The 26,684-nt window shown below is 59.9% G+C and carries 19 protein-coding genes; 9 read left to right on the top strand and 10 right to left on the bottom strand.

All coding sequences use genetic code 11. The features are described from left to right. Positions 1-42 precede the first annotated feature (42 nt). Positions 43-3,954: an efflux RND transporter permease subunit gene (locus tag Mal65_RS05130; RefSeq protein WP_145294388.1), complete on the bottom strand. Its 3,912-nt coding sequence runs from the start codon at positions 3,952-3,954 to the stop codon at positions 43-45. Positions 3,955-4,556: 602 nt separating this feature from the next. Here Mal65_RS05130 and Mal65_RS05125 point away from each other — a divergent pair. Further along, positions 4,557-5,612 (top strand): transaldolase family protein, encoded by a 1,056-nt coding sequence (locus Mal65_RS05125; RefSeq protein WP_145294386.1) that lies wholly within the window; start codon positions 4,557-4,559, stop codon positions 5,610-5,612. Positions 5,613-5,763: 151 nt separating this feature from the next. On the opposite strand, the gene Mal65_RS05120 is transcribed toward Mal65_RS05125, so the two are convergent. Both Mal65_RS05120 and Mal65_RS05115 read right to left on the bottom strand, forming a co-directional pair. Beyond that, positions 5,764-6,963 carry a GIY-YIG nuclease family protein gene (locus Mal65_RS05120; RefSeq protein ID WP_196784587.1) on the bottom strand — a complete coding sequence of 400 codons (1,200 nt, stop codon included), beginning with the start codon at positions 6,961-6,963 and terminating at the stop codon, positions 5,764-5,766. Positions 6,964-7,078: 115 nt separating this feature from the next. Next, positions 7,079-8,080: a Gfo/Idh/MocA family protein gene (locus Mal65_RS05115; RefSeq protein ID WP_145294380.1), complete on the bottom strand. Its 1,002-nt coding sequence runs from the start codon at positions 8,078-8,080 to the stop codon at positions 7,079-7,081. Positions 8,081-8,379: 299 nt separating this feature from the next. Between Mal65_RS05115 and Mal65_RS05110 the strand changes: the two genes are divergently transcribed. From Mal65_RS05110 to Mal65_RS05100, 3 genes are all read left to right on the top strand, one after another. Beyond that, a complete protein-coding gene (locus Mal65_RS05110; RefSeq protein ID WP_145294377.1) occupies positions 8,380-9,699 on the top strand; it encodes a TadA family conjugal transfer-associated ATPase in 1,320 nt (439 codons plus the stop codon). Between the two features lie 69 nt (positions 9,700-9,768). Continuing rightward, complete coding sequence (locus Mal65_RS05105; RefSeq protein WP_145294374.1) at positions 9,769-10,737, top strand: type II secretion system F family protein; 969 nt, start codon at positions 9,769-9,771, stop codon at positions 10,735-10,737. A 95-nt stretch (positions 10,738-10,832) separates the two neighbouring features. After that, positions 10,833-11,813, top strand: coding sequence for a type II secretion system F family protein (locus Mal65_RS05100; protein WP_145294372.1), 981 nt, complete (start codon positions 10,833-10,835; stop codon positions 11,811-11,813). A gap of 20 nt (positions 11,814-11,833) precedes the next feature. On the opposite strand, the gene Mal65_RS05095 is transcribed toward Mal65_RS05100, so the two are convergent. Further along, positions 11,834-12,964: a tRNA-queuosine alpha-mannosyltransferase domain-containing protein gene (locus Mal65_RS05095; protein WP_145294369.1), complete on the bottom strand. Its 1,131-nt coding sequence runs from the start codon at positions 12,962-12,964 to the stop codon at positions 11,834-11,836. A 35-nt stretch (positions 12,965-12,999) separates the two neighbouring features. Here Mal65_RS05095 and Mal65_RS05090 point away from each other — a divergent pair, with 35 nt between their 5' ends. Continuing rightward, the gene (locus Mal65_RS05090; RefSeq protein WP_145294366.1) at positions 13,000-14,181 is read left to right on the top strand and encodes an alanine racemase; all 1,182 of its coding nucleotides are present in this window, start codon (positions 13,000-13,002) and stop codon (positions 14,179-14,181) included. Here Mal65_RS05090 and Mal65_RS05085 read toward each other — a convergent pair. Together Mal65_RS05085 and Mal65_RS05080 are read right to left on the bottom strand one after the other, a co-directional pair. Beyond that, positions 14,147-15,475 (bottom strand): 3-hydroxyacyl-CoA dehydrogenase family protein, encoded by a 1,329-nt coding sequence (locus Mal65_RS05085; RefSeq protein ID WP_145294363.1) that lies wholly within the window; start codon positions 15,473-15,475, stop codon positions 14,147-14,149. The genes Mal65_RS05090 and Mal65_RS05085 overlap by 35 nt on opposite strands. Continuing rightward, positions 15,472-16,539, bottom strand: coding sequence for a YdjY domain-containing protein (locus tag Mal65_RS05080; protein ID WP_145294360.1), 1,068 nt, complete (start codon positions 16,537-16,539; stop codon positions 15,472-15,474). Before Mal65_RS05080 ends, Mal65_RS05085 begins: the two co-directional genes overlap by 4 nt. 165 nt (positions 16,540-16,704) lie before the next feature. Between Mal65_RS05080 and Mal65_RS05075 the strand changes: the two genes are divergently transcribed. Together Mal65_RS05075 and Mal65_RS05070 are read left to right on the top strand one after the other, a co-directional pair. Beyond that, on the top strand, positions 16,705-18,630 hold the full coding sequence (locus Mal65_RS05075; RefSeq protein ID WP_145294357.1) for a hypothetical protein: 1,926 nt from the start codon (positions 16,705-16,707) through the stop codon (positions 18,628-18,630). After that, the gene (locus Mal65_RS05070) at positions 18,623-19,372 is read left to right on the top strand and encodes a YggS family pyridoxal phosphate-dependent enzyme (protein ID WP_145294354.1); all 750 of its coding nucleotides are present in this window, start codon (positions 18,623-18,625) and stop codon (positions 19,370-19,372) included. The genes Mal65_RS05075 and Mal65_RS05070 overlap by 8 nt, the downstream gene beginning before the upstream one ends. A 39-nt stretch (positions 19,373-19,411) precedes the next feature. Here the strand turns inward: Mal65_RS05070 and Mal65_RS05065 are convergent, their stop codons facing one another. The 4 genes from Mal65_RS05065 to Mal65_RS05050 form a co-directional block, all read right to left on the bottom strand. Continuing rightward, the gene (locus Mal65_RS05065) at positions 19,412-20,086 is read right to left on the bottom strand and encodes an esterase/lipase family protein (RefSeq protein WP_145294351.1); all 675 of its coding nucleotides are present in this window, start codon (positions 20,084-20,086) and stop codon (positions 19,412-19,414) included. Then, positions 20,083-23,346 (bottom strand): hypothetical protein, encoded by a 3,264-nt coding sequence (locus tag Mal65_RS05060; RefSeq protein ID WP_145294347.1) that lies wholly within the window; start codon positions 23,344-23,346, stop codon positions 20,083-20,085. Before Mal65_RS05060 ends, Mal65_RS05065 begins: the two co-directional genes overlap by 4 nt. A gap of 87 nt (positions 23,347-23,433) precedes the next feature. Further along, positions 23,434-23,970: a KdsC family phosphatase gene (locus Mal65_RS05055; protein WP_145294344.1), complete on the bottom strand. Its 537-nt coding sequence runs from the start codon at positions 23,968-23,970 to the stop codon at positions 23,434-23,436. Further along, a complete protein-coding gene (locus Mal65_RS05050; RefSeq protein ID WP_145304691.1) occupies positions 23,963-25,111 on the bottom strand; it encodes a KpsF/GutQ family sugar-phosphate isomerase in 1,149 nt (382 codons plus the stop codon). The genes Mal65_RS05055 and Mal65_RS05050 overlap by 8 nt, the downstream gene beginning before the upstream one ends. Positions 25,112-25,340: 229 nt before the next feature. Between Mal65_RS05050 and Mal65_RS05045 the strand changes: the two genes are divergently transcribed. Next, positions 25,341-25,682: a phosphoribosyl-ATP diphosphatase gene (locus Mal65_RS05045; RefSeq protein WP_145294342.1), complete on the top strand. Its 342-nt coding sequence runs from the start codon at positions 25,341-25,343 to the stop codon at positions 25,680-25,682. A 100-nt stretch (positions 25,683-25,782) separates the two neighbouring features. Next, a complete protein-coding gene (gene hisG, locus Mal65_RS05040) occupies positions 25,783-26,652 on the top strand; it encodes an ATP phosphoribosyltransferase (RefSeq protein WP_196784585.1) in 870 nt (289 codons plus the stop codon). The last annotated feature ends 32 nt before the right edge of the window (positions 26,653-26,684 follow it).

Here is a 26,684-nt window from a genome sequence, read left to right as displayed (position 1 = left end):
GGGGCCTAAACGGAAAACGATGTCAACGAAACGGCCGAGCGTTCAACGACGCTTGGGCAGCGAATCGGACGGTTCGTTCGAAGGCGGCCGATGCAACTTCAACCTTGGCAACTCATCGCGGTCGATGATGGCAACGGTTTGGTCCTGAGCGGTCACCTCCGTCGCGTCATCGGCCTTGGACGGTTGCTCGGGCTGCGCCGTCGGCGTGTCGCTGTCGGTGCCGGACGAATCGTCATCGATGCCATCATAAGTGGGCAACGGATCGGGGGTGGCCGGCTTGGGATCACGGGGACGGAAACAGCGTCCCAACGGACCGACCAACAAAGCGGGCAGGAACACCAAATCACCGACCAATGCCGCCCCCAACAGAATCAGCATCAACGAACCAAACCGCTGTGTGGGCGTGAACGTCGACAACGCGAAAACGAACAGCCCCAAGCCACCGACGATCGTCGTCTGCGTCATCGCGGGGCCCACGCGTCGATACGTCTCGATCACCGAATCGCGACGCGACATGCCATCGTCCAAATACGAGCGGAACCACGAAAGGAAGTGAATCGTGTCGTCCACCGCGACGCCCATGGCCACCGATGCGGTCATCATCGTTCCGATGTCCACCAAAAACTGGCCCGGCATCCACTGATTCAAATGCCCCATCGCGCCGAAGACCAACAGCACGGGGAACATGTTGGGGATCATCGATACACAACCGGCCGCCGCACCCGAAAACAATCGACTGGGATGCCAACGCTGGGCGATGCTTCGGCCCGGGTTCAACAACACCATCATCACCGCGGCGATCAACACGAACGCCAACCCGATGGATTCGGCAAGGCTGCCAAGCAACGTCCGCTGGGCCTTGTAAACGACCGGCACGACGCCGGTGTAGACGACTTGTACAGCGCCGTCGCCGGAAACGTCCGGAAAGCCATCGGTCAAAATCGGTTGCGGCTGGCTGAGCCGGATCTGTTGGGCATCGACCAAGACCTTGGCATCAGCCAACTTATCCAATCCGACCGAATCGGCACCCAAGTAGACCACCGCATCGGCCTTTTCGACCGTTCGTTGCCACTGCTGGGGATCGACGTTTTCAAAGCGATCGTCTTGATCAGGATCGAACCATCCCGCTCGGACGTTTTCGTAGGCCAACAGTTCGCCCAGCACCGACAAGTAAATCGCTTCGGTATCGACCCGGACCTGACCGGGCAGTTGGTCGTCACCGGTGGAACGAACGGTCAATACGCTGTCGTCGATGGTCGCGGGGTGTTCGTTGCCGACCATCCATACCAGCGGTCGATCTTTGGCCGTCGTCTTGATTCCCGCATCGGCCAAGCCACGCAGCAACGCATCGCGTGTGTCGTAGGCTCGCAACACCGGTTCGGTGGCCAGTCGCAACGACGAGATGAATTGACCGTAATCGACATCGGTCAACGCACCGACACGCAAACTGATCCGCCACAGTTCACTGCCGGCAAATGGGCCGTCTTCTTCCACGCGGAAATAATCGCTGTCGGCAAGCTGTTGGTACTGCTCGGCCAACTCGTTTTGCATCCGACGCCGGGTCATTCCTGTGGCCGACAGATTGCTGGACGCCGGTCCGGGCAGCGGCGGCAAGAACGTATCCACGCTCATCGCCTGGCCGACGACGTCCGCGCCGGCTTCGCCCAACGTCTTGTGCACCACGCGACGAATCCGCGACACCGCTTCGATTCGTTCCAACAGCGGCAGCGCAGTCACTTCGACGGGATCGTTCGACGCCAACGCGTCGTCGGCTGTATCTAATGGTTCGGATTCATCGTCATCGCTGGTGATCGACGACGCCAACGAAGATTCCTTTTGAATCGACGGCGGCATGCGGACCACCAATTCCATCGGCACCAGTTTGCCGAATTCCTTTTCGATCCACGCATAATCGCGGATGATCCGAGCGTCTTGGTCGAACAGTTTTAGCAACTGGACGGACGTCTTGATCTTGAAAACGCCGACCGCAACGACCGCCATCACAAGTGCGCAAACGATGGCGACCGGCGCGTGGTATCGCGTGATCCAGCGTCCCACACCTGCCCACCAAGCCGCCATGGGATTGGTTCCCACCGTGACCTCAGTGCCCCCACCGTTCGGGCCGGCTTGATTCGGTTCGGTGGCTCCGATCACCGGGGTGAATACGTTCAGAGCGGCGGGCAAGTAGGTGAACAGAATCGCCAACGTCGCGACCACACCGATCGCCGAATACAAACCGAAGTTGCTGATCGGGACCAAGTTGCTGGTCGACAGAGATGCCAAGCCGATGGCGGTCGTCGCAGCCGCCAACGAACACGGACCGATCGCGTGACGCAGCGCACGTCCGGCCGCACCGGTACGCCCACCGCTGCGCACCTCATCGCGATAGTAATTGATGACGTGAATCGCCCCGGACAATCCCAGGACGTACACCAATGACGGCATGCTCATCAAAATTGCGTCGACACGTCCGTTGGTCCAGCCGACAAACGCCATGCTAAGCATCGCCGCGGTCCCGCCGACGACGAACACCATCAGCGTGACTTTGACGCTGGCAAAGCACAGGTAGGACAGCACGACGCCGACCAAGACGCTGTAGCCGACCAAGCGGACCAGGGTCACGCTGCCTTCTTCGTCGATCGCAACATTATCCACCGGTGGGCCACCCATCCGCAGCGGCGGCAAACCACCGACCGATTCGGGACGCGGCCGGTTGAACGGCGGCGGTGCCATCGACGGTGGCGGTGCGGCGGACAATCCACATTCCTCCGCCAATTGCAACAACCGCCCGCGTGGACCGCCCAGCACACCGCGGCCCAGAGCAAACGCCAAGTGGTCTTTGGCCAGATCGGTCAACGTCACGACGATCGCCGTCATTCGCTCCGGTGCATCGACCTGCAATGCATCGAAGACGGCATACCAGGCATCGGCTTGAACCTCGGTCGGGGCATCTGCAATCTGGGCGACGTCGCCGTCGGTATTCTCGTCGGCAAAACGCTGCATCGCATCGCCGATGGTTTGGGCAAAGTCTTCCGGCAACGGATCATCGGGACCGATCCCGTTATCGGGATCCTGTCGAACGACGCGAGCGAACGCTTCGACCGTCCAGTCGAATCCGTGTGGCACCGCGGGCGCGAATAACGACCCACTCAATCGTTCCATCGCACGTCGACGGGCCACCGTTTCGCGGCGGTCGGCGGCGGTCAGGTCGATCGGCCACAGCGAACCACCTTCGCTGGCCAAATCGTCAACAATCGTCGCGCCGGTTTGGACGCCGGCGAACAACGGTGCGCACAACAACGTCGGATCGTTATGAAACGGATTGATCGTATCCTGGTCACCGGGCGGACCAAGCGCGGTGATGAATTGCCCCTTCAATTCGAATGAACCGATGGCTCGCTGGACCGCGCGGACCAATCCGGCCGGCCCGGTCATCGATCCTTCCCAACGATAAAGCTTGCCATCGGGCGTCAGGTAATACCAACCGCCGTCGGCCGACTGCAGCCATTTTTCGTCCAGCCCGCCCCAATCGTTCAGCCCTTCGCCGGGGTACAGCAGCCCCATTTCCTGGCCCAATTGGCGGGCCCGAATCCGGTCCTGGGTTTCTTCGTCCGACCATTCCGGATGTCCGGCTTCCTGGGCAGCCCAGTCGACCTGCAAGGATTCGTGACGGATTTTCTGTTCCAGCAACTTCAGCCGCTGGTCATCGGCAGTACACCCCGGCCAGGTCGCCAAGACAAAGCTTTCGCCCGCGAAATGATTCGCAAACCACTCCAGTTCGGTCGTTTCGGAAAAGTCGCTGGGCAGCCAATCCTTCACATCGTTTTCTCGTTTCTGCAGGCTCATCCGAGCCGCCTGGAACCCGAAGGGCAACAGAAAGAAGAAAATCATCAACACCCAGAGCGCGTACGATCCGTTCAAGGGGCCGCGACGGTCGAGCAACGATGGACGCATGGGGTGAGCAAAAACGAGGGCGAAATAGGGGGATCTTTCCCTGAATCCCGTGCGCTTAGGCTATCGACCAAGCGGCAAACGGTCTACTTCACTGTCCCGCCCGGCCTTGGCCGCCACCAATTCGGGTGTCGGGTCCTGCCGGTGGGCGAATCTTTGCAGGGGCAGCCTCCAGCCCCCGAATTGGGGAACCGTCGCCGCCGCATGCCCCTGTTTCGGGTCCCACATTCGGTATCATGAACGCGGCGGCGCGGTTCGGAACGTCATCGGCGGCCCGAAACGATCGTCGGGCGAACACGGGCAAAGGCTGGTCGCTCGGGCCTTTTGGCATCACAGCTGCACGCCAAACCGACGGCATGCGACGGATGCGAAAACAACCATGCAAGCGACGTGCACGCACAATACGTGCTTGCAAACGCGTGCGATTCCCGCCCCCGGGGCGTTGCGGCCGCGGCGGTGGGACTGGTCGTTGCGGTTGCCCCGCGTTTGGGTTGCCGGCAAGGGCCTTTCGTGCGGACGTCGGGCCAACATTGGTCGCCGGGCAAACATCCAACGCGTTGCCATCGCAAGTCACTTTCAATCTTCACCGCCAGACGGATGCCGACATGGCTGCACCACTGAAATCACTGATCGACACGGGCACCAAGCTCTATTTGGATTCAGTCGACCCCTCCGAAGTCGACATCAATCTGCGATACGGCGCGGTCGGGGCGACCAGCAATCCGGCCATCATCTCGTCGATCGTGGCCAGCGGAAATCTGGACGACCAAATTGAACAGATGCTGGCCGACGGCAAAGACGACTCCGATATCGCCTGGGCGTTGACCGATCGTCTGGTCACCGACGCGGAAGCCAAGTTTGCCGACATTCATGCGTCGACCAATGGCAACGCGGGCTGGGTCAGTTTTGAACTGGACCCGCTGATCGAAGATCCGTCGCTGAACATGGACATCGATCAACGCGTCCAAACCTACATTGAACTGGGCAAACGCTGGTCCGATGGCCACGTCAATCGCATGATCAAAGTCCCCGCGACCGAGGCCGGATTGCGGGCGTTGGAACCGCTGGCCGCCGCCGGCGTGACGTTGAACGTGACGCTGATCTTCACCGACCAGCAATACCGCAGTGCTCGCGAAGCGATCTGGCGTGGAGTCGAAGGCAAAGTCGATCCGGCCAAAATCAAGTCGGTGTACAGCATCTTCATTTCCCGGATCGATGTTTACACCCAACAGCAATTGCAACTTTCCGACCGAGCCCAAGGCATGGTGGGAATCGTCAACGCGAAACGCATTTGGCAAGAAAACCAACAGTTCTGGGCCGACAAGAACTTGCCGCTGCAACAAGAATTGATCTTTGCCAGCACCGGCACCAAAGATCCCAACGATCCGCCTTGGAAGTACGTCCAAGCTCTCGCCGGCAGCGACATCCAAACCAATCCGCCGGAAACCAACGCCGCGGTCGCCGAAAGCGATCTAACGTTCCACCGAACGGTCGATGAAATGCCCGATGCCGACGTCTTGTCGGAGATCGATTCGGCCGTGGACATGAACGCCATGCACGACGTGCTGATGGCCGAGGGGATCGCAAAGTTCGTCAAACCTCAACGTGCCCTGCTGGATCTGATCGCCAAGAAACGCAGCGAATTGGCATCGGCCAGCTGACGGGTGAACCGGCACCGGCCGATTGATGTCGCATGCATCCGGCCGACGCTGGTGCCAGGGCGACGCGTACGGCCAAAGCGACGAAAACAAGCAAGCCTTCCTGCATCCGGATTGCCCCGCAGCTAGCGGGTGGACTCAGCGTCGCGACTAGCTAGGACGCGATCGAACTCAGGCTGCGACGAAAATACCTGCGGCCGCTTTGCTCCGGTGCAAACGTTCGTTTCAATTCACCGCGATTCTTTTTGAACCACGACGCGACCACGGACAACGTTTCGCTGAAGCGGCCATGCCCGCGATCCGCACCACTGGCCAATGTTGCTTGCCAAACCTTCAACTTCGGCTTCAATTCCGCGTATTCGACCGGGTTGCGTGGCGCGGGCAACACATCGGCGACTTCACCGCCGCGGATCAGGTACCACGTGCTGCAGCCGTCAAAACTGGACGCCGCGTAAACGAACGAGTAATCACGGCGTGCCTTGGCCAGGTAGGTCAATTTTCGATTGACGTATTCCAGGGACTTCAACGTGTCTCGGCTGCGTGACGCCAGTTCGTACTGCCGGTTCTCGGCGGCACGTTCCATCTGGTCGCGAATCTTCACCAGCGGTTCGTCATTGAAGCCGTCCAGAAAACTTTGGGCCGCATTGACTTGAACGTCGTAGGCTTCGCGCGTGCATGCCGCGGCACAGGGTCCCATGCAGGTATCCAGTTCCAAACGCAGACATCCGGCACGATGATCCAGATCGAACAACTGCATTTGTTCGGCAAAATGGAACACTTGTTGTTGGCTACAGTCGCGCAGACGAAAGACTTTGTTCAACGCATCGACCGCGACGTTCATTCGCTTCGTACCGTGGAACGGCCCTTCGACAGCCACACAGTCTTTCGGCGGGATGGCGGTCAAGAAAAACGTCGCCGCCGGTTGGCGTCCCAAACACAGATAGACCGGACGCTGACGCTGGGGGACCCCCTGGACGTTCCAACGCGGACTGTAGCGTCGGATCAATTGCTGTTCGCGCAACAGAGCGGCGAAATCACTGGGCTGGGTTTCCCACTGGATCGCGCGTGTGGATTCGATGATCCGGCCGCCTTTGTTCTCTGTATTGCTGTCGGCGAAATAGCTAAGCAGACGCGAACGCAGGGATTTACTTTTGCCGACGTAGATCAATTCACCGCGTCGGCAAAGCATGCCGTACACGCCGGGAACGCGGGGACAGTTCCGCAGAATCTGGGTCCGCAATTCGTCGGACCGCTGACCGCCGACGATCTCGATCCGACGTCGCGGGTGCGGGTTCAACGGATCGATGCCGAAATCGGTGACCGGCGAATGCCCTAGCAATACGTCCTTGTCCACTCGGTTCCCTCCCTGATCGATCCGTCATCGACACATTCCACCGGCGAAACGTGTCGGGCCAAAGATTATGCGCCAGATCCATCAGTGTCGGCAAATCCGAATCTTTCGATGCGGATCATCCCGCCTGCATCTGGCAGATTTCGATCGCGTCGGCGGCGATGCTAGCATCCAAGACCGGATGAATTTTGCCGGTGCGAACCGATTCGGCGGCGGCATCGATTTCCGCGGCGAATGCGGTGATCGGATCACCATCGCCCAGGGTCGGCATTTCCACAGTGCCGTCGACGTGCATGATGGTCAGCGGGACAATCGACGTTTGACCGTCGGCGTAGGCGGCGAATTCGAATCGCACGGTCGCCTTTTCAAAACTGACTTCGAAACCGTGGGTGAACGGACGCGCCGGGCTGTCGATGACTCCCCCGCCGCACGAAACGACAACGGGCGAATCGTTGAAGTGGAACACGGTTTCATAAAGCTTGGGCACGCCCTGATGTTGCCGCGATGCGGTGTCGACGCGGTCGGGCATGCCGAACAGCAACCGGATCAAGTGCGCGTCATGGACGTGCAAGTCCAACAAAGGCCCGCCGACGCTGGTGGCGTCATAGAAATCGGGGATCCAATCCGGCGGTCCGATCGTCCGTTTGAAACGTCCGGCAATCGGCTTGCCCCAACGTTGATCCCCGGCGGCATCGACCAACAACTGAAATTCCGGATGGAACGGCAAAATGTGGGCCACCATCAATCGGCCGTCGCCACGATCGGCCAATCGCCGTGCGGTGTCCGCCTGTAGAGCCAATGGTTTTTCACACAGGACATGCTTGCCGGCATCGAGCGCCGCCACGACGACTTCCTCATGCATGCGTGGCGGCAAACAGACGTCGATCACATCAACGCCCGAATCCTCCAGCAACGCTTGCCAGTGCTCGGCGACCGTCAATCCGCTGACATCGATCTGGCGTCCGGGCGGGCCAAAATTCCCCTGGATCGACGTCCAGTCCCCGGACCGCTTGGCTTCGCTGCGTGAACAAAACCCGACCAGTTCGGCGTGGGGGCTGCGTTGATAGGCCAGGTAGTGGATCCATCCCATGAATCCGACGCCGACGATGGCGGTACGCATGGTTTCCCTTTCTGCGGGTGCGGGGTCAGTTCGGTGAATCAAAGTTCGGCGGATCAGTGTATCCGTTGACGGCGTCGTTGTTGCCCCGCATCCCCCACGTCAGTGCGTGTCAATTTGTGTCGATTCGTTGAACGCTTTCGACTGCGTCAACTTTTGCGATCTATGTTTCGATGGGTCGTTGCAATGCGCGGCGATCGATCACAGGCGATTGATCGCTGTGACCGGTGCCACCGTTACGACCCGCACGATTTCGTTTGCAAAGGCTTTGCAAATCCACGACGCACGGGAAGAACATCAGCATGGCAACCCTCAATCAGGCTGCACGACCGGAACCGAACCGCCAAGAACAGTTCGAAGAAATCAAACGCCGGATTCACGGCAAGTTGGTCGACAAGTTGGACTTGTCGCGTGTCGGTGACCTTCAAGGCGACACGCTGAAACGTGAAATCCGCATGGTCGTCGAACATTTGTGCGACGCCGAAGACACGTTGCTGAACCGCCAAGAACGCGAGCGGATCGTCGACGAGGTCTTGGATGAAACCTTTGGCCTGGGACCCTTGGAACTGATCCTGAAGGACCCGAAGGTCAGCGACATCATGATCAACGGTCCGAAAAGCATCTACGTCGAAAAGGGCGGACAGATGCAGAAGACCGAAGTGGAATTTCGCGACAACAAACACTTGTTGCAGATCGTCGACCGAATCGTCAGTAAAGTCGGCCGGCGGGTCGACGAAACCTGTCCGATGGTTGACGCCCGGATGGAAGACGGCAGTCGTTTCAACGCGATCATCCCGCCTTTGGCACTGGACGGTGCCGCAGTTTCGATTCGCCGTTTCGGCAGCAACCCGCTGAAACTGGAAGACTTGCTGAACTATCGCGCGTTCACGCCTGAAATGGTCATGCTGCTGGAAGGCTGCATCAAATCACGGCTGAACATGATCATCGCCGGTGGTACCGGTTCGGGTAAAACGACGCTGCTGAACACGCTGTCGTCTTTCATCGGCAGTGCCGACCGGATCGTGACGATCGAGGACGCGGCCGAGTTGCAACTGCAACAAGACCACGTCGTTCGCTTGGAAACACGTCCGCCCAACATCGAAGGCAACGGTGCGGTCACGGCGACGGACTTGGTGAAAAACGCCCTGCGGATGCGTCCCGAACGGATCATCATCGGGGAATGTCGTGGTGGTGAAACGCTGGACATGTTGCAAGCCATGAACACCGGTCACGACGGATCGCTGACGACGATTCACGCCAACACGCCGCGTGATGCGATCGCACGTTTGGAAACGCTGGTGATGATGTCGGGATTCGAATTGCCCGTCAAAGCCATCCGCCAGCAGATCTCCGGTGCGGTCGATGTGCTGATCCAAGCCAACCGCTTGCAGGGCGGTCCACGTCGTGTCACCGCGATCACCGAAGTGGTCGGGATGGAAGGCGACACGATCATCCTGCAAGACATCTATCGGTACGTGCAAAAGGGCGTCGACGAAGACGGCAAAGCGTACGGTCACTTCGAATGCACCGGCGTCCGCCCCAGCTTCATGGACCGCCTGGAATCCAGCGGCGTTCGCTTGCCCGCCAGCGCATTCCGCGAACGGGTCATCATGCCCGCCTAATTCGTGGGTTAATCACCACGCCGCTCGTTTGTCACTTACACGTCACCTTTTCCAACCCGATACAAAGCAATGCCTGGAACGTTCGTCATCATTGCCGCGGGCATGTTCGTCGCCGCGTTGGTCGCCCTGGTCGCTTCGGCGGTCATGCCCAACGAAGAAAGCTCGGCTACCGAAGACCGATTGGCCACCTTGGCTTCGCGCCGCCCCGGCGGCCCGGATTCCAAGGACCAGCCGTCGTTGTTGGTGGCCGGATCGTTGGACGACCAAAAGGTCGGCTTCAAAGCAATCTTCGACAGCATGCCGCAATTGCGACAGTACCTGGAACAGGCCGACATTGAAATGTCGCCGGCCCTGTTCGCGGGAATCTGCGGCGGCTGTTTTGCCGGTGGCGTGTTCGTCACGGTCGTTTCACCATTGCCCGTTTTGTTGGCACCGGTGGCGGGTCTGTTGATCGCCGCGATCCCGATCGGATGGCTGTTGATGAAACGCAAACGCCGCCTGGCCAAGTTCGGCAAACAAATGCCGGAGGCTTTGGAACTGCTCAGCCGTTCGCTTCGCGCCGGACACTCGCTGAACGCGGGATTCGGTTTGGTCGGCCAGGAAATGGAAGCCCCGTTGTCGGTGGAATTCGCACGCTGTTTCGAAGAACAAAAGTTCGGCATCCCGCTGGATGAAGCGATTGAAGACATGGCCGCTCGGGTCCCCAACATGGACCTGCGTTTCTTTGCGACGGCGATCATCCTGCAGCGTCAAACCGGGGGCGACCTGAGCGAGATCTTGGACAAGATCGGACGCTTGGTGCGTGAACGTTTACAGATCCAAGGTCAAATCCAAGCGTTGACCGGCGAAGGCCGCATGAGCGGTGCGGTGCTGCTGGCACTGCCTCCGGTGCTTTTCCTTGTCATGCTGAAGCTGAACTACGACTACGTGATGATGTTGTTCACCGATCCCGCCGGTCGCTACATGCTGGGGGCCGCGTTGTTCTCGCAACTGCTGGGTGCTTTGGCCATCAAAAAGATCATCACGATCAAGGTCTAATCCCCGCGTGGTCGCCCACGTTTGCGCCAGTTGTTTTTGTCCGCCTGTTGCCGTCTTGACGTCTCGCTTTTGTGTTTTTGATTGGAATGTCTGTCATGTTGACGCCCATGATGCTCGCCAGCTCAACGATGCCCATCATCCTGACCTGCGTTGCCGCGTTTGTCGGTGTGACCGCGGTCGCTTGGCTGGTTCTCGGTCGTGTCAGCGGTGATGATCGGCCGACCGCCGAAAGCCGTTTGGACATCCTGAAGGACCCTCGCAAAACGCGTTCGCAGTCCGAAGGCGACGACAAACGCAAAAAGAAGAACGAAGCGTTGACCGCGGCGTTGGAAAAAGCGTCGTCGCCGATCGGCGACAAGATCGCCGGCAACGAAGCGGAGATGGGCAAGCTTCGCGAAAAGATGGTCAACGCGGGTTTCCGTCACGAATCGGCCCCGCTGATCTTCAAGTTCATCCAGTTGGTCTTTTCCGCGTCGGGCTTGCTGGTCGGCGGCGTGACCGGGCTGGTCATGAACGGCGTGAATTCAGACATGATCATGAAGCTGGCGATCGGTGTGATCATTGGCTTCGGACTGCCCAACTTCATCCTGAACTTCTTGGCCAATCGACGCAAGCAATCGATCTTCCTGGGCCTTCCCGACGCATTGGACTTGATGGTCGTCTGTGTGGAAGCCGGCTTGGGGATGGACCAAACGCTGCGAAAAGTCGCCGAAGAGATGAAGAAGTCGCACAAGAACATCGGCGAAGAATTCGCGATTGCCAACCAGCAACTGCAATTCGGTCGTCCAAGAAATGAAGTGCTGGCGGCATTGGGATACCGCAGCGGTGTGGACGACCTGAAACAGTTGGCCAACATCTTGATCCAAGCCGACAAATTTGGCTCCAGCGTCTCGCAAGCCCTGCGGGTGCAGAGTGATTCGATGCGGACCAAACGGCGGCAGATCGCCGAAGAAAAGGCGGCCAAGACGGCGGTGAAGATGATTTTCCCGCTGGTGCTGTTCATCTTCCCCGGCATCTTCGTGATCCTGGTCGGGCCCGCGGCGATCAACATGTCGCGGCAAATGCTGGGCAACTGATCCAGCAAACGCATCGGCAACTAGGCATCGTCGACGGCGGATCGGATCACGCGACCGATCGCTTCGTCCAGTTCCGCCACGGTACGACGTGCCTGCAAACGTTCGACTTGCCGCCGCAAAGCCGCCTGTTTGCTTTGGCGAAAACCTACGCTGGTCAAGCGGCTGATCAAGTCCGCCGCCTGATCCACGGTCGAATACAGACAAGCGTCCGGAAAAAGCTCCGGATAGCTCAAACGATCGGGCAACACGGGTACGGCACCGGCCCAAACCGCTTCGCAAATCGCGATGCCGAAAAACTCATGGTCCGCCGTCGACAACACGACGTCCATCTTTGCCAGCATCGACCAATACGCCCGGGATGTCTCGGCGAAGCCATCGTGTTCGATGTAGTGACCATACGACATGCGGATGCACCGGAGTGTCTCGGGTTCCCTGACCGGCCGGTTGCCCAACAAGACCAAGCGAAACGGAATTCCGCGTGACTGCAACTCCTGGCACAGGGATACAAGCCGATCCGGACGTTTGTCGTGTTCCCATCGTGACACCCACCCGATGCGTATCGGACCATCATCGGATGTTCGACTGGCCGGCAAGTCATCACCTGGCGGAGGTTCAAATCCCGGATAAATCACCCGGCACTTTGACGCCACCGCCTCCAAATCATAGTCACCGCGACCGTCGGGCATTTGAGCCAACAAGCGGTCCGATTCTCGCAGGAATGTGTCACGGTGAAAGGCGGAATTGAACCAGCATTGCCCGGCGGCCAACGCGGTCAACAAGTTGCGATAAGCGTAGTGCAAGTCCACCCGCGCATCGGGCGACGTCGGGTACGTGAACTGACTTTCGTGGAAATAGGCGACGATCGGCACGCCGGCAGACAACGAATGCCGCATCAGTCCGGCCCACGCGGCCAAATCCAACATGTCGGTGCAGAACACCATGTCGGGTTGGCCATGTTTTTCGATCCAAGCTTGCGCCGAATTCGACATGGAAACCGGTGAATGACTGGTTCGCCATTTCCAGTGCACGGGTTTGTCGGTCATCACATGCCAGTCGAAACGGCTATGCTTGCGTACCTGCTGCATAAAAACGCGATGACTGCCGCCATGAAACGGGTCGATCGCCAAAATGGTCGGTGCGGAATCTGGCACGGCCACGTCGCTTCTTTCAGTCTTTGTCGATCACGATGAATTACCAACCGCAACGATCGTGGCGTGGCGACCGCTGGTCAAGCCTGGACCTTTCGGTGGTGTCCGACTTGCCGACACCGGCATTGTTGTGGGATGTCGAGGCGATTGCTGCGAACTTGGAACGCATGATCGATATTGCGGGCGGACCGGACCAAGTGGATCGCCTTTGCCCTCACGTGAAAACCCACAAGTCGCGGGATGTCACGGCCATGCAAGTCGACCGAGGCATCCGGTCTTTCAAAGCGTCCACCATCGCCGAAGCCGCCATGGCCGCCAAGGCTCGTGCGGCCGATGTGTTGTTGGCACATCCACTGGTGGGCCCCAAGGCCGAGGCGGTGGTTCGTCTGGCCCGACAATTTCCCGCAACACGTTTCGCGGGGATCATCGACAACTTGGAAAGCATTGACCAGTCGGCACCGACGATTCAGTCGTACGAGATGGTTCTGGATGTCTACATCGATGTCGACGTTGGCATGCACCGAACTGGGGTGCCGTTTGGCAACGAACTGAACCAGGTGCGGTCGCGCATCATCGAATCGGAATCACTGCGTTACGCCGGACTGCACGTCTACGACGGCCATTTGCATCAAGCCAGTCGCCAAAAGCGAAACGATTTCGCTCGCCTGATCTTGGATCAAATCCGATCCGATCTGGATCGACATCCCACCGAAACGATCATCGTCGGCGGGTCACCCAACTTTGAATTCTGGGCGGCGCAAACCAGTGCAGTCGGCGGTGCAGACACCGGAACCAGCACGCGTTGGCGATTGAGCCCTGGAACGACAACGCTGTGGGACATCGGCTATGCCGAAATGTACAGCGAAGCAGACTTCCAAATCGCCGCGGCATTGCTGACGCGAGTGATCAGTCGACCGGGATCGGATCTGCTTTGTTTGGATCTCGGCACCAAAGCGATCGCATCGGAAATGGCGATCACGGACCGATTCGTCTTGCCCGCGATTCCCGACGCAACCATCGTCGCACACAACGAAGAACACGCGGTGATTCAAACCGATCGCCGATCCGATTTTGCAATCGGCCAACCCTTGATTGCTTTGCCCAGGCACATTTGCCCAAGTGTTTGTCGCTATCCCGATGCCCATCTGATTCGCGACGGACGCATCACCCATGACCGATGGACGATCACCGCACGTGATCGCTGGCCGTCAGATTGGTGACCAAGACGTCACGCGGGCTTTGACCGTTGGCAACCGCGGATTCGCATTGATGTTCCAGCCATGCCGGCACATGAATCGGATCTTCACCGGACCACTGCGTTCGCAGGATGTCCCACCCCAAAGAATCGCAGTGCCGCGTGAATGACTGGCGCTCGGAATCGTTGACGGTGGGCATGTCCATGACGGGCATCCCGTCAACACCAAGACTCATTCGATAGCCCAGACCGCCCCACATCGCATCGTCGATCACACCAACGTCCTTGACGACGCCGTCACGAATCAGACACGCGGCTTCGGTCCAAAGCGTGGCCGCCAACCGGTGATGAATTTGATCGACCGTCCAATCCCGACTTTGGCGGGTGTACCGGGTCACCAAACCGTCGACCTCCGGTGCAAGAAGATGTTGACCTGCATCATTTTGGTTGTCGAAAAAACCACCGCCGTCATGGCGACCGCGACGTTTGCGTTTCACCAACGCCGGCAACAGCGGTGCCGATACGAATCGATCGGGGAATGCCCGCCAGTAACTGCGTCCACCGTCGAATGCGGTACGGGTTCCGATCACGTCCACCAATGCCAGCGGGCTGATCGGCATCCCGAACCGCGTGGCAGCATCCGCGATTTGCGATGCCGTTGCACCGCGACACAACATCGTGATTGATTCATTGATGTAAGGGGCCAGCATGCGGTTGACGACAAACCCGACGTGGTCGCCAACCCGCAAAGGGACTTTGCCCAATCGTCGAACATGATCCGCACAAACATCGACGATCACCGGATCGGTTTTGGGCGAAGCGATGATCTCCACCGCGGGCCGCTGATCGACCGGCATAAAAAAATGCATGCCAACTACTCGTTCAGCCTGGTCCAGCGAACCGGAGATATCGCGAATCGGCAGCGTGGACGTATTCGAGCAATAGATCGAACCGCCGGGCAGAACGGATTGTGCCTGTCGAAACAACGCCTGCTTGACTTCCAAGTTCTCAGCGACGGATTCAATCAAAAGCGCCGGACGACCGTCGTCTGCCCGATCAGCCGCGCCGTCGGCATCATGAAGATCGTTTGGCTGGATACGGATCGACGTTAAGGTACCGATGACCGATGGAATCGACCGAATGTTCCAGGCGTTGCCGGACAGATCATCGCCGGCGAAGGTCTGTTGCAGCAGCTCGGATGCCGACTGCAGGGCCGACGCGTCTTGATCCACCACATCAACGGCAATGCCCCGCCGCAAATGTTCGGCACACACGGCGCGACCGACGACACCGAACCCGACCAATACGGTTCGCATCATGGTGTGGAGGTCGCCGACGAATCATTGTCGTTTGCTGGCTTGGCCGGAGGCAGCAAGACACGTTCGGTCGGCTTTCTCAACAGCGGCGGGACCGCCGGCGATTTGCCGTCGTCATCACCGGTGGATTTGGCATCTTCACCGGGAACGTCGTCACCGGGATCGTCGTCGGTCGGGAACGGGATCGGCACCATCACCACGCGAACCGGTGTATCGCGTGGCGGCAAGTTTTCGGTGAACGGTTCAAACAACAAATCGGCCGACTGGGCACTACTTTCGAAAGGCACGTCCAGCATCGCGGTGCCGAAATTGGAAACACAGATCATGTCGCCACCATCCGCCTGGTAATAGCGTTTGCCGTCGATCGGGTCGGTCCAAAACTCGCTGCCCGCAAACACCCAATTCTCGCTCAGTGGTTTCTTTGTCTTGATGTTACGGACCAGCTTTCGCCCATCGACCACTTGGAACTGCTGGTTCTTGTCACGAAAGCACACCCAAACGCGGATCGCTTGACCGGTGGGCGGAACGAAACGCGGTTCGTAACGCACCACCGTTCCCGATTTGGCCCCCACGGCCAACAACGCCGTATGGACTTCGCGGCTCTTGGCCAACAGGGCGACGACCGATTCGTGTTCTTTGGTGCCCGACGGACAGGCGAACATTTCCAACATGCCACGATCCAGTGTCACGTAACCATCGACATAAACGCGTTTGCGTTGACGGTCGATCCAAAGATTGGAACTCTTTGAAAGACGTGTCGCTTCGGGCGGCGCCGCGAAAGCCTTGGCCGCGACTTGGTCGACGTACTGTGGCGTGTCATCGTCGCCGGGCATCGGCGAATCATCCGCTTGGGATTGGATTTCATCCAGCGACGGCAACCCCTGCCCGGTGACCGTCCCGCCGGTCAAAATGATTGCCACGGTGGCGATGTTTGCGACGAAGAGCCGCCATCGTTGACGGTGAGTGGGCATCGGTTTTCGCAGCGAAAATTCCATCTTGGTTTGATTCCTAACGTGATTTCCAAACGGATGCTGGCGGACCCGCGACGTGGGCATTTCGCGGGTCATGTACGTTTTCGTTCATCACGATTACCGTACGGCGTTGCCCGATGACCGTACGGTGGGCCGCGGCATGCAGGGCGAAGCCGGGTATGCTGGGAACGGCGGTCGCACCGCTCGGCAGGACGCCAGGTTTGCCCCTTGTGATTATCAGTTTCAACCACAGCCACGTCCATGTCGACCCTTACGATTGACGAAGCCTTTGAGCACGACCGACTGTCCGATGCCGAAAAGGACCAGTGGGCCAAATTGCAGAAAAAGGTCCGCAAGCATGCCGAAAAGCTGTCCGCCCAACGAATCTTTGGTGATGCGGCCGACAGCGGCGTGATTTACCGCTGGGGCGTTGCCGCGGCCCTGCGATCGGCCTGTCCGGCGAATTGGCAACTGTTAAGTCGGCTGGCGGCGACCGGAAAGCTGTCGCCGCGATACAGCAAATCGATCGACTTGGTCCGATTGGCCGAAGACTTTTGCGATGACGTTCCGGGGCCGCGTGCCGACGCATTGGAATCGACACACGCGGTGTTATGGGCCGCGGCAATGCCTTGGCTGACCGACCGATTGCCCACACGATTGTGGTGGGACCTTTTAGGTAAGTTGCAGCATTCGGCCGAACAGCAGCGGGAAAGTGACCAGCCTGATGCGACGGCACGTTTGATCCTGGGCGGCGAACTGGGGCTGACGATGGCATGGCGATTGAAGGACTTGCCATCGTGCCACCGCATGCGGGATGCATCGGTGAAGGTCGTCAAACAATGGTTGGACGCGGAAGGCGACGCGATCGCCGACGCCATGCGGGGCGGTCGCAACGCCCGACTGGTTGCCGCGTCCTTGCTCCGGTGCGAAGACTTGTTCGCCGCGACGACCAAATCAAGTTTTACCAAACGACAACGTGCCATTGCGGCGGACGTCGCCACTTGGGTGGCCGGGCTGACCAGCCCCGGCGGTCAACCTTCGCTATTGATCGATGACGCCCGCGTCGACGATTCGGTGCCGGACAAGTACTTTCGCGATGACGTCGGCGGCGTCGTGTCGGCACAATCAAAACGCCCCACCAAACAGACCACGGGACTGTTGGAACGGATGTGCCGCTGGGACCCGGAAACGCTGCGTCCGGCCGTCGAAGCCGCCCTTGGGGTTTCGCACAGCGGCGGACGTTTGGCTTGGTCCGTTTCGTTGCCCGAATCCTTGATCCACTGCGACGACGCCAAGTTGGGCGTGATGCTTCCCGAATGGGACGTCCGTCGCGGCCGAACCGTGATCGATTATTCCCAGCCGGATTGTCGCATCGAAATGTGCTGTGGCCGCAAACAGCTTCTTGCCGGCCAGTGGCAAACGATGATTCGCGTCGGCGGTATCGAACAAACCAGCGAAGGCGACTGGGAATCGACATGTGAATACAGTGACGACGACGTCCACTACTTGGAATTCGAACAGCCGTGGTCCGGCGGACTGATGCTGCAGCGTCACGTCATGCTGCTGCGTGATGATCGCTGTGCAATGTTGGCCGACAGCGTCTTGCCGTCCCCCGAAGCGGATCCGGATGACGATCGTCTGATCCAGTACGTCAGCCGTTTGCCCCTGGCCCAATCGGTACAAGCCCGCGACGAGCTGGAAACCCGCGAAGTCTACTTGCATGCCAAACCGGCGAATCCCTCCGGTGCAAAGACACGTAAAAAGAAGACAAGTTCATTGGCCGATGCCTTGGCGATCCCGTTATCGGCGGGTGAATGGCGGGTCGGCCCCAGTGCGGCCCAACTTGACGCGACCGACGACGGCGTGCTGGTTTTGACCGCCGAAGCCCGATCAGCATTGTTCGCCCCGCTGTGGTTGGACTTGATGCCAAAGCGTTTCAAACGCAAACGCACATGGCGGACGCTGACGATCGCCGACGAACTGAAACTGGTGCCAAGCGACCAAGCGGGCGGCTTCCGCGTCCAAATGGGCAGCGAACAATGGATCGTCTATCGGTCGCTGCGTGGGCAGCGGGTCCGCAGCGTGATGGGAAAACACCTGATCGCCGACTTCTTTGCGGCGCGATTCCACATGGACGAAGGCGATTTCGAAGAACTGGTCACGGTGGAAGGCAGCCAGGATGACTGAGACTTTGCAACGGTTGGATGAAGCGTCCTTTCAACGTCTGCGTGACAACTGGCAATCGGTCGTCGATGACGTTGCCGAAGCAACCCATCAAGCCGGCAGGGACCCAAACACGGTTCAAATCATTGGCGTGACCAAGTACGTCGACGCCAACCTGACCGCGGCGTTGTGCGAAATCGGTTGCCAAGACTTGGGTGAAAACCGTCCCCAAGTGTTGTGGAAAAAGGCCGAGCAGATGGCTCCCGAGGCTTTGGCCGCGGCGGGCTACGCCAATGCTGCCCCGCGGTGGCATCAAATCGGACACCTGCAATCCAACAAAGTCCGTCGGTTGCTGCGGCACCGACCGATGATTCATTCGATCGACAGTCAAAAATTGCTGGACGTTGTTGCCCAACAATCGGTCGACGCCGGGATCACGACCACCTGTCTTTTGGAGGTCAACATCAGCGGTGAACAGGCCAAAACGGGAATGGCAATCGACGATACCCGGCGATGCTTCGACGCGGGTATTCCCACCGGCGTTCAGGTCGACGGCCTAATGGCGATGGCATCCTTGCACGGCGGCCAAGACGACGCCGCGGCACAGTTCGATCGGCTGCGAATGCTGCGTGACGAGTTCCAAGAAAAGTATTCGCGACCGCTGCCGACCCTTTCGATGGGAATGAGCGGTGATTTCCCCGCAGCGATCGCCGCCGGTGCGACCATGGTCCGCATTGGTTCGCGGATCTTTGCGGGGCTGATGTAACAAGTGCACTGGATCGTCAACGTTCGACGACGCGAATCACTACGCCGCGCGACGACGCGTCACCGCGGGACGATCGAAACAGCCGTGCAGCAGGAAGTGTTGGACTTGTCGCACGGCTTCCTCGTGCCCAGGTAATCGCTGGTGTGTCGCTGAGACGACCAAATGGTCATGGGAACATCGCAACCGGGTCGCTTCCAATTCGACGACCCGGTCCCAACGTGCCGCGACCACCCCAACGTCCAGCCCCGTTGGTGAAGGCAGGCGATTGACCAAGCTGTCACGATGTTCGGCCAATTCGGCGAACGGTGGAAACCAACGGGCAAGCGGGCCAGAGGGCAAACGTGTCAAACGCGAACCGCCGTTGGGCGGTGCCAGCATGACGAATCGGGCACCGGACAAACGAAACCGCAGCAGCGTTTGCCGCAGGATGATGCACCCCATGCTGTGACCGACAAAGTGCAACGTTTCGACGTCACGATCGGCCAAGTGACGCAAGACAACGCGTGCCAAACGATCCGCATGATCACGGATCGAATGAATCAGCGTGGAATACCGCCAACTGGTCACGTGCATCCCCACACCCGACAGCGAATCGGCGATCGGTCGCATGCTGCGATGACTGGCCAACATGCCATGGACCAAGATGACCGATGTCCGCGGGGCGTCGGTTTGGCATTGCGGGGCGATGCGTGGAAGGTTCGTGCGAACGTTCACCGCAGATTCCCCTGGTTTTGTGCCGCCTGACTGCCACCACCGGGACCGTAGTGGAACCCGGTCACGTTCATCTGAACCTTCATGTTGGGTGACATGGGATCTTGGATGCTCATGTTTTCACCGGTCAAGAACATCGGCTCGGCGCCCGGACGACTCTGTCGCATCTGCAACGCATTGCCGGGGGCGCCTTGCAGGGTGAACAGACTTTTGCCCGATTGATAGGCCGCACGACTGGCGGCGATCTCCCGGGTCACTTCGTCTTGCAGGCTGCGGAACAACACACCACCGTCGGCCAACAGTTCGAAGGAACGCGTGGCCGCACCCGCAAGCGACGGTGCCAGGCTGGCCGGATCGACCCCCAACTGCAAACGCTGGCATCGGATCGTCGCATCACCACTGGCCAAGTGCTGCATGCGAGTCACGTCGACCGGCGTTTCCCAATCCGGAACCGCTCGAGTTCCGATTTGCACGTCACGATGAAACGTCAGACTTTGGTTCTGCAAACTGCCCACCATGCGGTCATAGTAGGTCAGGTGCACGCCTTGCAGGGTCGGCGTGTCCACGTCCGCGATCGGGCTGGAACGGGCCGCCTCGTTTTGCTGGCGACTTGCCAGCTGGGCGGCTTCCAAAGTGGTTCGCGGTCGGGGCTGCGAATCATCACCGCCGCTTGCACCGGAGATTGAGTTCGCCTTTTCTTGCAATAACCAAGCCCAGTAGGCACCGGGACCTTCGGCCAATAGTTGGCCACCGCTGTCGGGCAGATAGACCAACGACGGTGCACGCAACAGGTGGCGTGACTGTGTTTGCCCGTTCACGTTGTTGGATACCGCTTCGATCGACACCGGCAAATCGCCTTCACGCAGCAGTGCAACGCGTGCCAATGTTGCCTGCCGCAAAGTTTTCATGTCGCGGAGCTGGACACCATCGGTCAGATCGGCGACCAACGAATCACCCCGCAGCTGGAATTGCCACGGTTGATCCCGGTGCGTCATCGCGGCGTCGATGGTCACGCCACCTCGCAATCGGATTTGGCGTCCGTCAAAGATCATGCCACCGGCAAAGTGACACCGTGGCGCGGTGGTCCACTTCAACGATGGTGGTTGTCCATCATCCTTCGCATCCGCCGGTTCACCGGCCAGTCCGCTGGGCAAAATTGCCGTCGGCATTTGGAACTGACCGGCCTCGTTGATCTCCACCACGTTGTCCATCGGACGAATGTGCAAAGCGGGACCGGCAAAGAAGCCGTCGCCCAAGTCCAATCGGGCCGGACGATTCGGCCCGCTGAACAGGCTGATCCGTTCCGATCCGCCGCCACCGGTCAATCGCAGTTGATCACCCTGCAGGACGGCGTCCAACGCTTGCTGTCCGACGTTGACCACATGCGTCAGACGGACGTCGCCGCGAACGGACAAGTCTTCGGCAGTCAGATCACGATCGGCGATTCGCAACTTGGCGGCGATCTGGCGTCCGGCGATCTCCGGACGCGGACGGGCCACCGGTTCGGCTGGTCCATCGGCGGGCCCCGGCTGGACGACCCAGCGTCGCACCCCGCTGGTGTCACCACTCGTTGCACCGGAGTCGCCTGCCTCACGCCCGGTGGTCGAAAGCATCGAATCCGTTTTTGTCGCGGCGGGATCCACTTCTTGGAACACCAGTGTCAGACTATCCGTCATCGCTCGAATGGTCGGCGTGTCCAACAACACGGCTTCCTTCGCGATAAAGCCAGATGGCACCAACGATGTCTCGTCATCAGAAAACCGTGACGGTTGCAGGTCACAGCGGACGTGCGCGGCCGAAAAGGCACCACCGGCTGACAGGATCGCTTGGACGTTACCGTCGACGTTGACTTGCGTGGCGGCAAGCGTGATCGGCGGGCCCGATTCGCCATCGATCGATGTCCCGCCGGCGGATCCTCTTGTGATCAACGTCCCAGCGGGTGCGTCCAGCGGTGTGGCGGCATGGTGCCTGGTCTCGGTCGGTTTGATTTCCAAGCCCTCCGACCACGCCAGGTGCCGCACCGGCGAATTTTCAATCTCGATTCGGATTCGGCCCGCACCGGCGGCCAACAACCGCCCCAGCACGCGTGGTTGTCGCGGATCAAATTCATAGACCATCTGCTGCAAGCCGGCGACGATCCCGTTGTACCGCATCGTGACCAGCTTGGTCTGTTGTGAGTTTGCCGAGGCGTCGTTCGACGTTTCGCGCGGATTGGACACTCGCAGCACGCCCCGCTGTGCATCGAAAAAGATGTCGTCGGCGACCAGTCCGAAACCACGGCTTGGCATGTACAACGATGCCGGTGCGTCCGACGAACCGACTGCTTGCACCTGAGAAATCCAGTCCAGGGGGCCTTCGCGGCGAAGCTTACGGTTCAGCGGATCACGCAGGGTCAGTGTCAGTTCCGCACAATCAAATCGATCGTCGTCTTGGCCGGGAGTTTGCAAGACAAAGGCGACCGAATCATGCAGGGTCAATTCGTTGACGCCAAAGTCGAATTCAATCCCGCCGCCGGATTCCATGCTCAGCACCGATCCCGGCATGTCTCGCATCGGAACGGTCAACTGGTCCAGATAGATCAGTTCCATTCGATCGACGATGGATTGCAAGTTATCAGCGGCCGGACCGGCGGCTTCCATCAGGTGCAAGGTCAAGTCACGTCCGACCAATTTGACGTCGCCGAAGGACATGTCGATTTGCTGGGTCGTCCAGATTTTCTGGCGATCCACGCTGATGTAGCTGGTACGGATATCGATGGCGGGTGAATCGGTCGCCGGCACAGCGGTTGCTTTCGATATCGACGGGGCGCCACCGTGCACGTGGACGTTCCCGATCAGGTTGGCGGTCTTGATCGGCGGGGCGTTTTCGCCCATCGAATCCAGGTTCAACGAACCGTCGAACTCAATTTCCGCCGTTTCCGCTTCCAAGATCAACGGTCGTTCGGCGCGATCGATCGCCAGATCGCGACCGTACACCACGGTGACCGGCTTGGCCGTCATCCGATTGCCTTCGTCCCGGATCAGTTCGCCGAACAACAGCACGGCGTCCCGCATCTGTAGTTGCTGGCAGGTCCCGCGTTGCCAAGCGTCGTCGGGAAACAAGTAGGCCAGCGATTCGCGGGGGCGCAGCGATGCCTGTTCGGCCATCGGGACCGATTCAATCTGGGGCGGCCGCAACCACCAATCGGTCGCGGTCTGGTAGGTCAGCGCGGCGGCAATCAGCACACCCAGCGCCAAGAAGTAGTCCTTGCTGTGTTGCATCATGGGTTGCGGCCCCGTTGCCGATGCGATCCCCGGGGCGGGGCCCCGTTTGGCATCTCGGCAGACATCGGCCCGACCGTCATCGGGCGATCACGTCGGCACGTGCTCCTCCCATCGACCTTTGGCTTTCAACAAACACTCCACCAGTTCACGCAACGCACCCTGACCGCCGCCGGTGCGTAGCACCCAATCGGCGATGTCGCGGGCGTCAGCCGATGCATCCGCCGGGGCGACGCTTAGCCCCACACGGCGCATCACCGCGATGTCGGGCAGATCATCGCCGATGTAACAGGTTTGTTCCGGCGTGCATCCGATGTGGCGCATGATCTGTTCGGCGGCCGGCCACTTGTCTTCGAAGCCTTGCACGCATTGATCGATGCCCAATTCGCCGGCGCGATGGGGCACGATCTTGCTTTTTCGTGCGGTCAAGATGCCAAAGCCGAAACCGCTGCGCATCCACAGCTTGATCGCCAAGCCGTCACGGGCGTGAAAGCTTTTGGATTCCACCAGTTGGTCGTCGTAGGTGATCCGTCCATCGGTCATCACGCCATCGACATCACTGATCAAACAGCGGATTTGGTCGGCGATATCGTTCGGACTTGGCTGAAAGCCGTTTGCATCAGACATGGGCGGTCAACTTCACCGAAGACGGACTTGGGGTTGCACCGGAGCCTTCCAGCGAAACCACATCCGTGATGTCGATCAATCCGATGGGGCGTCCTGTGGTGTCAACGACGGGCAATTCACTGATCCGACGCTGGGACAAGATCGCGATCGCGTCACGCAGTTGCGATCCGGACCGGATCGTTGTCGGGCAGCGCGTCATCAATTCCGAAACGGGGCGATCCAGTTCGCCTTCGCGTCGCGATTCCAACAACCGTGCCAGATCGCTGTCGGTAAAAATCCCGGACAACGTTTGATCGGCCGGATCGACCAGCATCACGGCGCCGCTGCGTCGTCCGTGCAGCCCCGCGACGACCATTGCCTGACGCACCGGCACGTCGTGCGGCGCGATGCGACAATGGGCGACGTCCCGCATGATGTCGTCGACGACGGTCAGTTTCCGGCCCAGTGCACCACCGGGATGGAAGCGGGCAAAATCCTGGGGTGTGAATCGGCGGATGCGGCTGGACAACAGCGCGATCGCATCGCCGACGGCCAGCATGGCGGTGGTGCTGCAGGTTGGTGCCAAGCCGTTGTGACAGGCTTCGCGGTGTTTGCCGATGGTCACGACCAAGTCGGCAGCGGCGGCCAGAGGGTTGTCCGCGTCAGCGGTGATCGCGACCAAGCCGTGACTGTACTGTCGCAAGTGCGCGGCGATCGCCAGGACTTCTTCGCTGCGACCGGAATTGGAAAACGCCCATACCAGGTCGTCTTTTCGCACCCGGCCCAGGTCCCCGTGGACGGCTTCGCTGGGATGCAGAAAGTGGGCGGGGGTGCCGACGCTGGCCAGGGTGGCGGCGATCTTTTGACCGATCCAGCCGGCTTTGCCGATGCCCGTGACGATCACGCTGCCCCGGCAATCGGCGGTCAGTTCGGCCGCGCGGACGGCGTCGGCCGACAACGTTTGGGCGGTCCGCCGCAACGCTTCGGATTCGGCCAAAACCGTATCACGAAGGCAACGCAAACGTTCCAACGGGGTTTCCGGCGGGACGTCGATCGTGTCGCCCAAACGCGGGTCAATCGAACGTGGGTCCGCTGCGGGCGCGACGGGGGCGCTGGCGGACGCGTCGTCCAGACCTGACGGGCGAGGCTTGGGGGCCGGCATGGCGTTCACGTGGCGCTTCCTTGCGTCAACGGTGGGGGGCCGATCGACCACGTCGGGCCGGATCGGCCGTAACGGATCGACAGGATTTTCAGGGCGACATTAGCGAAACACTCCGCGCGGCGGCAACGGCCATTTCCCCGCTCGTTGGCAATCCGGAATGTGGTGTCTAGGATTCACGGGCCACAACGGTCCATTTTCATGATTTTCCCCACGCTGCGGGACCCTTTTGATGCCGGAATCGCTGGATCCGATCGCCCGACTGATGGCCACTTTGGCCGAGCGGGCTGAAACCATGCCCGAAGGTTCGTACACCACCAGGCTGATGCGGGGTGGGACCGAAAAGATCGGCAAGAAGATCCTGGAGGAAGCCGGGGAATTGGTCGAAGCCGCCGACGAACCCGGCGACGAAGGACGCAATCACTTCATCTACGAAGCCGGCGATTTGATCTACCACACGCTGGTTTTGCTGGCCCACAAACGCGTCGACATTTCCGAAGTCGCCGCCGAATTAGCCCGTCGCGAAGGCACGTCGGGGCTGGTCGAAAAGGCCAGTCGCCCGCCCAAAGACTGACCGTCGCTGATGCCCTGACGGTCCGCCCACCGGCCCCAAAAATTACACACTTCACCACGGCGAACGCACGTCACCCGACCCATCACGGAGAACCCGCATCGTGTCCGCGTCCCTGTCCACCGACACCCTTCGCATCGGCATTCCCAGTAAAGGCCGCTTGAGTGAATTGGCCGAAGACCTGCTGAGCCAAGCCGGGCTGCGATTCCGCCGTCAAAACCGCGGGCTGTTCGCACGCGTGGCGGGGTTGCCGATCGATCTGATCTTCTTGCGGACCGATGACATCCCCACGCTGTGTGCCGAAGGCGCGATCGACATGGGCGTGACCGGCAGCGATTTGGTGGAAGAAGCCGACGCCGACGTGACGACGCGGATGAACTTTGGTGTCGGGCGTTGCCGTCTGGCGTTCTGCGTACCCGACGATTCACCGATCCGTTCGGCGGCCGAACTGGACGGCAAACGGATCGCCACCAGCTTTCCGGCGGTGACCGCACGTTATTTGGCGCAACACGACGCCAAGGCTCATCTGGTTTCGCTGGCCGGCAGCGTGGAAGTGATGATCCAACTGGGTGTCGCCGACGCGATCGTCGACTTGGTCGAAACCGGCAGCACTTTGGCGGCCAACCGGCTGAAGATCTTGGAAGAAATCGGTGCCTACGAAACGGTGCTGATCCAAGGCCCACGTTGCCGCGACACTGACACCGCCGACCGGCTGGTCGCACGACTGGAAGGCGTCGTTCTGGCTCGTGACTATTCGATGGTCGAATACAACATCCCGCGGTCGAAGTTGCCCGAAGCCGAAAAGATCACCCCCGGCTATAACTCGCCGACCGTCAATTCGCTGGAAGATTCCGACTGGTGCAGCGTCCAGGTCATGGTGCGTCGCGGCGAAGTCGCCGAAGTCATGGATCGGCTGAAGTCCATCGGTGCGTCGGCCATCTTTGAAATGCTGATCCACAACTGCCGCCTGTAGTCCACAGCGACCGTGATCAGCAACGGTCCTGG

It is taken from the genome of Crateriforma conspicua (assembly GCF_007752935.1).
Classification (GTDB): Bacteria; Planctomycetota; Planctomycetia; order Pirellulales; family Pirellulaceae; genus Crateriforma; species Crateriforma conspicua.
This window is presented reverse-complemented; position numbering and strand designations above follow the sequence as displayed.

Coding starts and splice junctions, on each gene's coding strand:
- Mal65_RS05055 (WP_145294344.1), bottom strand. CDS start 23,970: ATGTCTGATGCAAACGGCTTTCAGCCAAGTCCGAACGATATCGCCGAC.
- Mal65_RS05070 (WP_145294354.1), top strand. CDS start 18,623: ATGACTGAGACTTTGCAACGGTTGGATGAAGCGTCCTTTCAACGTCTG.
- Mal65_RS05045 (WP_145294342.1), top strand. CDS start 25,341: ATGCCGGAATCGCTGGATCCGATCGCCCGACTGATGGCCACTTTGGCC.
- Mal65_RS05105 (WP_145294374.1), top strand. CDS start 9,769: ATGCCTGGAACGTTCGTCATCATTGCCGCGGGCATGTTCGTCGCCGCG.
- Mal65_RS05125 (WP_145294386.1), top strand. CDS start 4,557: ATGGCTGCACCACTGAAATCACTGATCGACACGGGCACCAAGCTCTAT.
- Mal65_RS05130 (WP_145294388.1), bottom strand. CDS start 3,954: ATGCGTCCATCGTTGCTCGACCGTCGCGGCCCCTTGAACGGATCGTAC.
- Mal65_RS05050 (WP_145304691.1), bottom strand. CDS start 25,111: ATGCCGGCCCCCAAGCCTCGCCCGTCAGGTCTGGACGACGCGTCCGCC.
- Mal65_RS05090 (WP_145294366.1), top strand. CDS start 13,000: ATGAATTACCAACCGCAACGATCGTGGCGTGGCGACCGCTGGTCAAGC.
- Mal65_RS05115 (WP_145294380.1), bottom strand. CDS start 8,080: ATGCGTACCGCCATCGTCGGCGTCGGATTCATGGGATGGATCCACTAC.
- Mal65_RS05080 (WP_145294360.1), bottom strand. CDS start 16,539: ATGACCCGCGAAATGCCCACGTCGCGGGTCCGCCAGCATCCGTTTGGA.
- Mal65_RS05110 (WP_145294377.1), top strand. CDS start 8,380: ATGGCAACCCTCAATCAGGCTGCACGACCGGAACCGAACCGCCAAGAA.
- Mal65_RS05075 (WP_145294357.1), top strand. CDS start 16,705: ATGTCGACCCTTACGATTGACGAAGCCTTTGAGCACGACCGACTGTCC.
- Mal65_RS05100 (WP_145294372.1), top strand. CDS start 10,833: ATGTTGACGCCCATGATGCTCGCCAGCTCAACGATGCCCATCATCCTG.
- Mal65_RS05060 (WP_145294347.1), bottom strand. CDS start 23,346: ATGATGCAACACAGCAAGGACTACTTCTTGGCGCTGGGTGTGCTGATT.
- Mal65_RS05085 (WP_145294363.1), bottom strand. CDS start 15,475: ATGATGCGAACCGTATTGGTCGGGTTCGGTGTCGTCGGTCGCGCCGTG.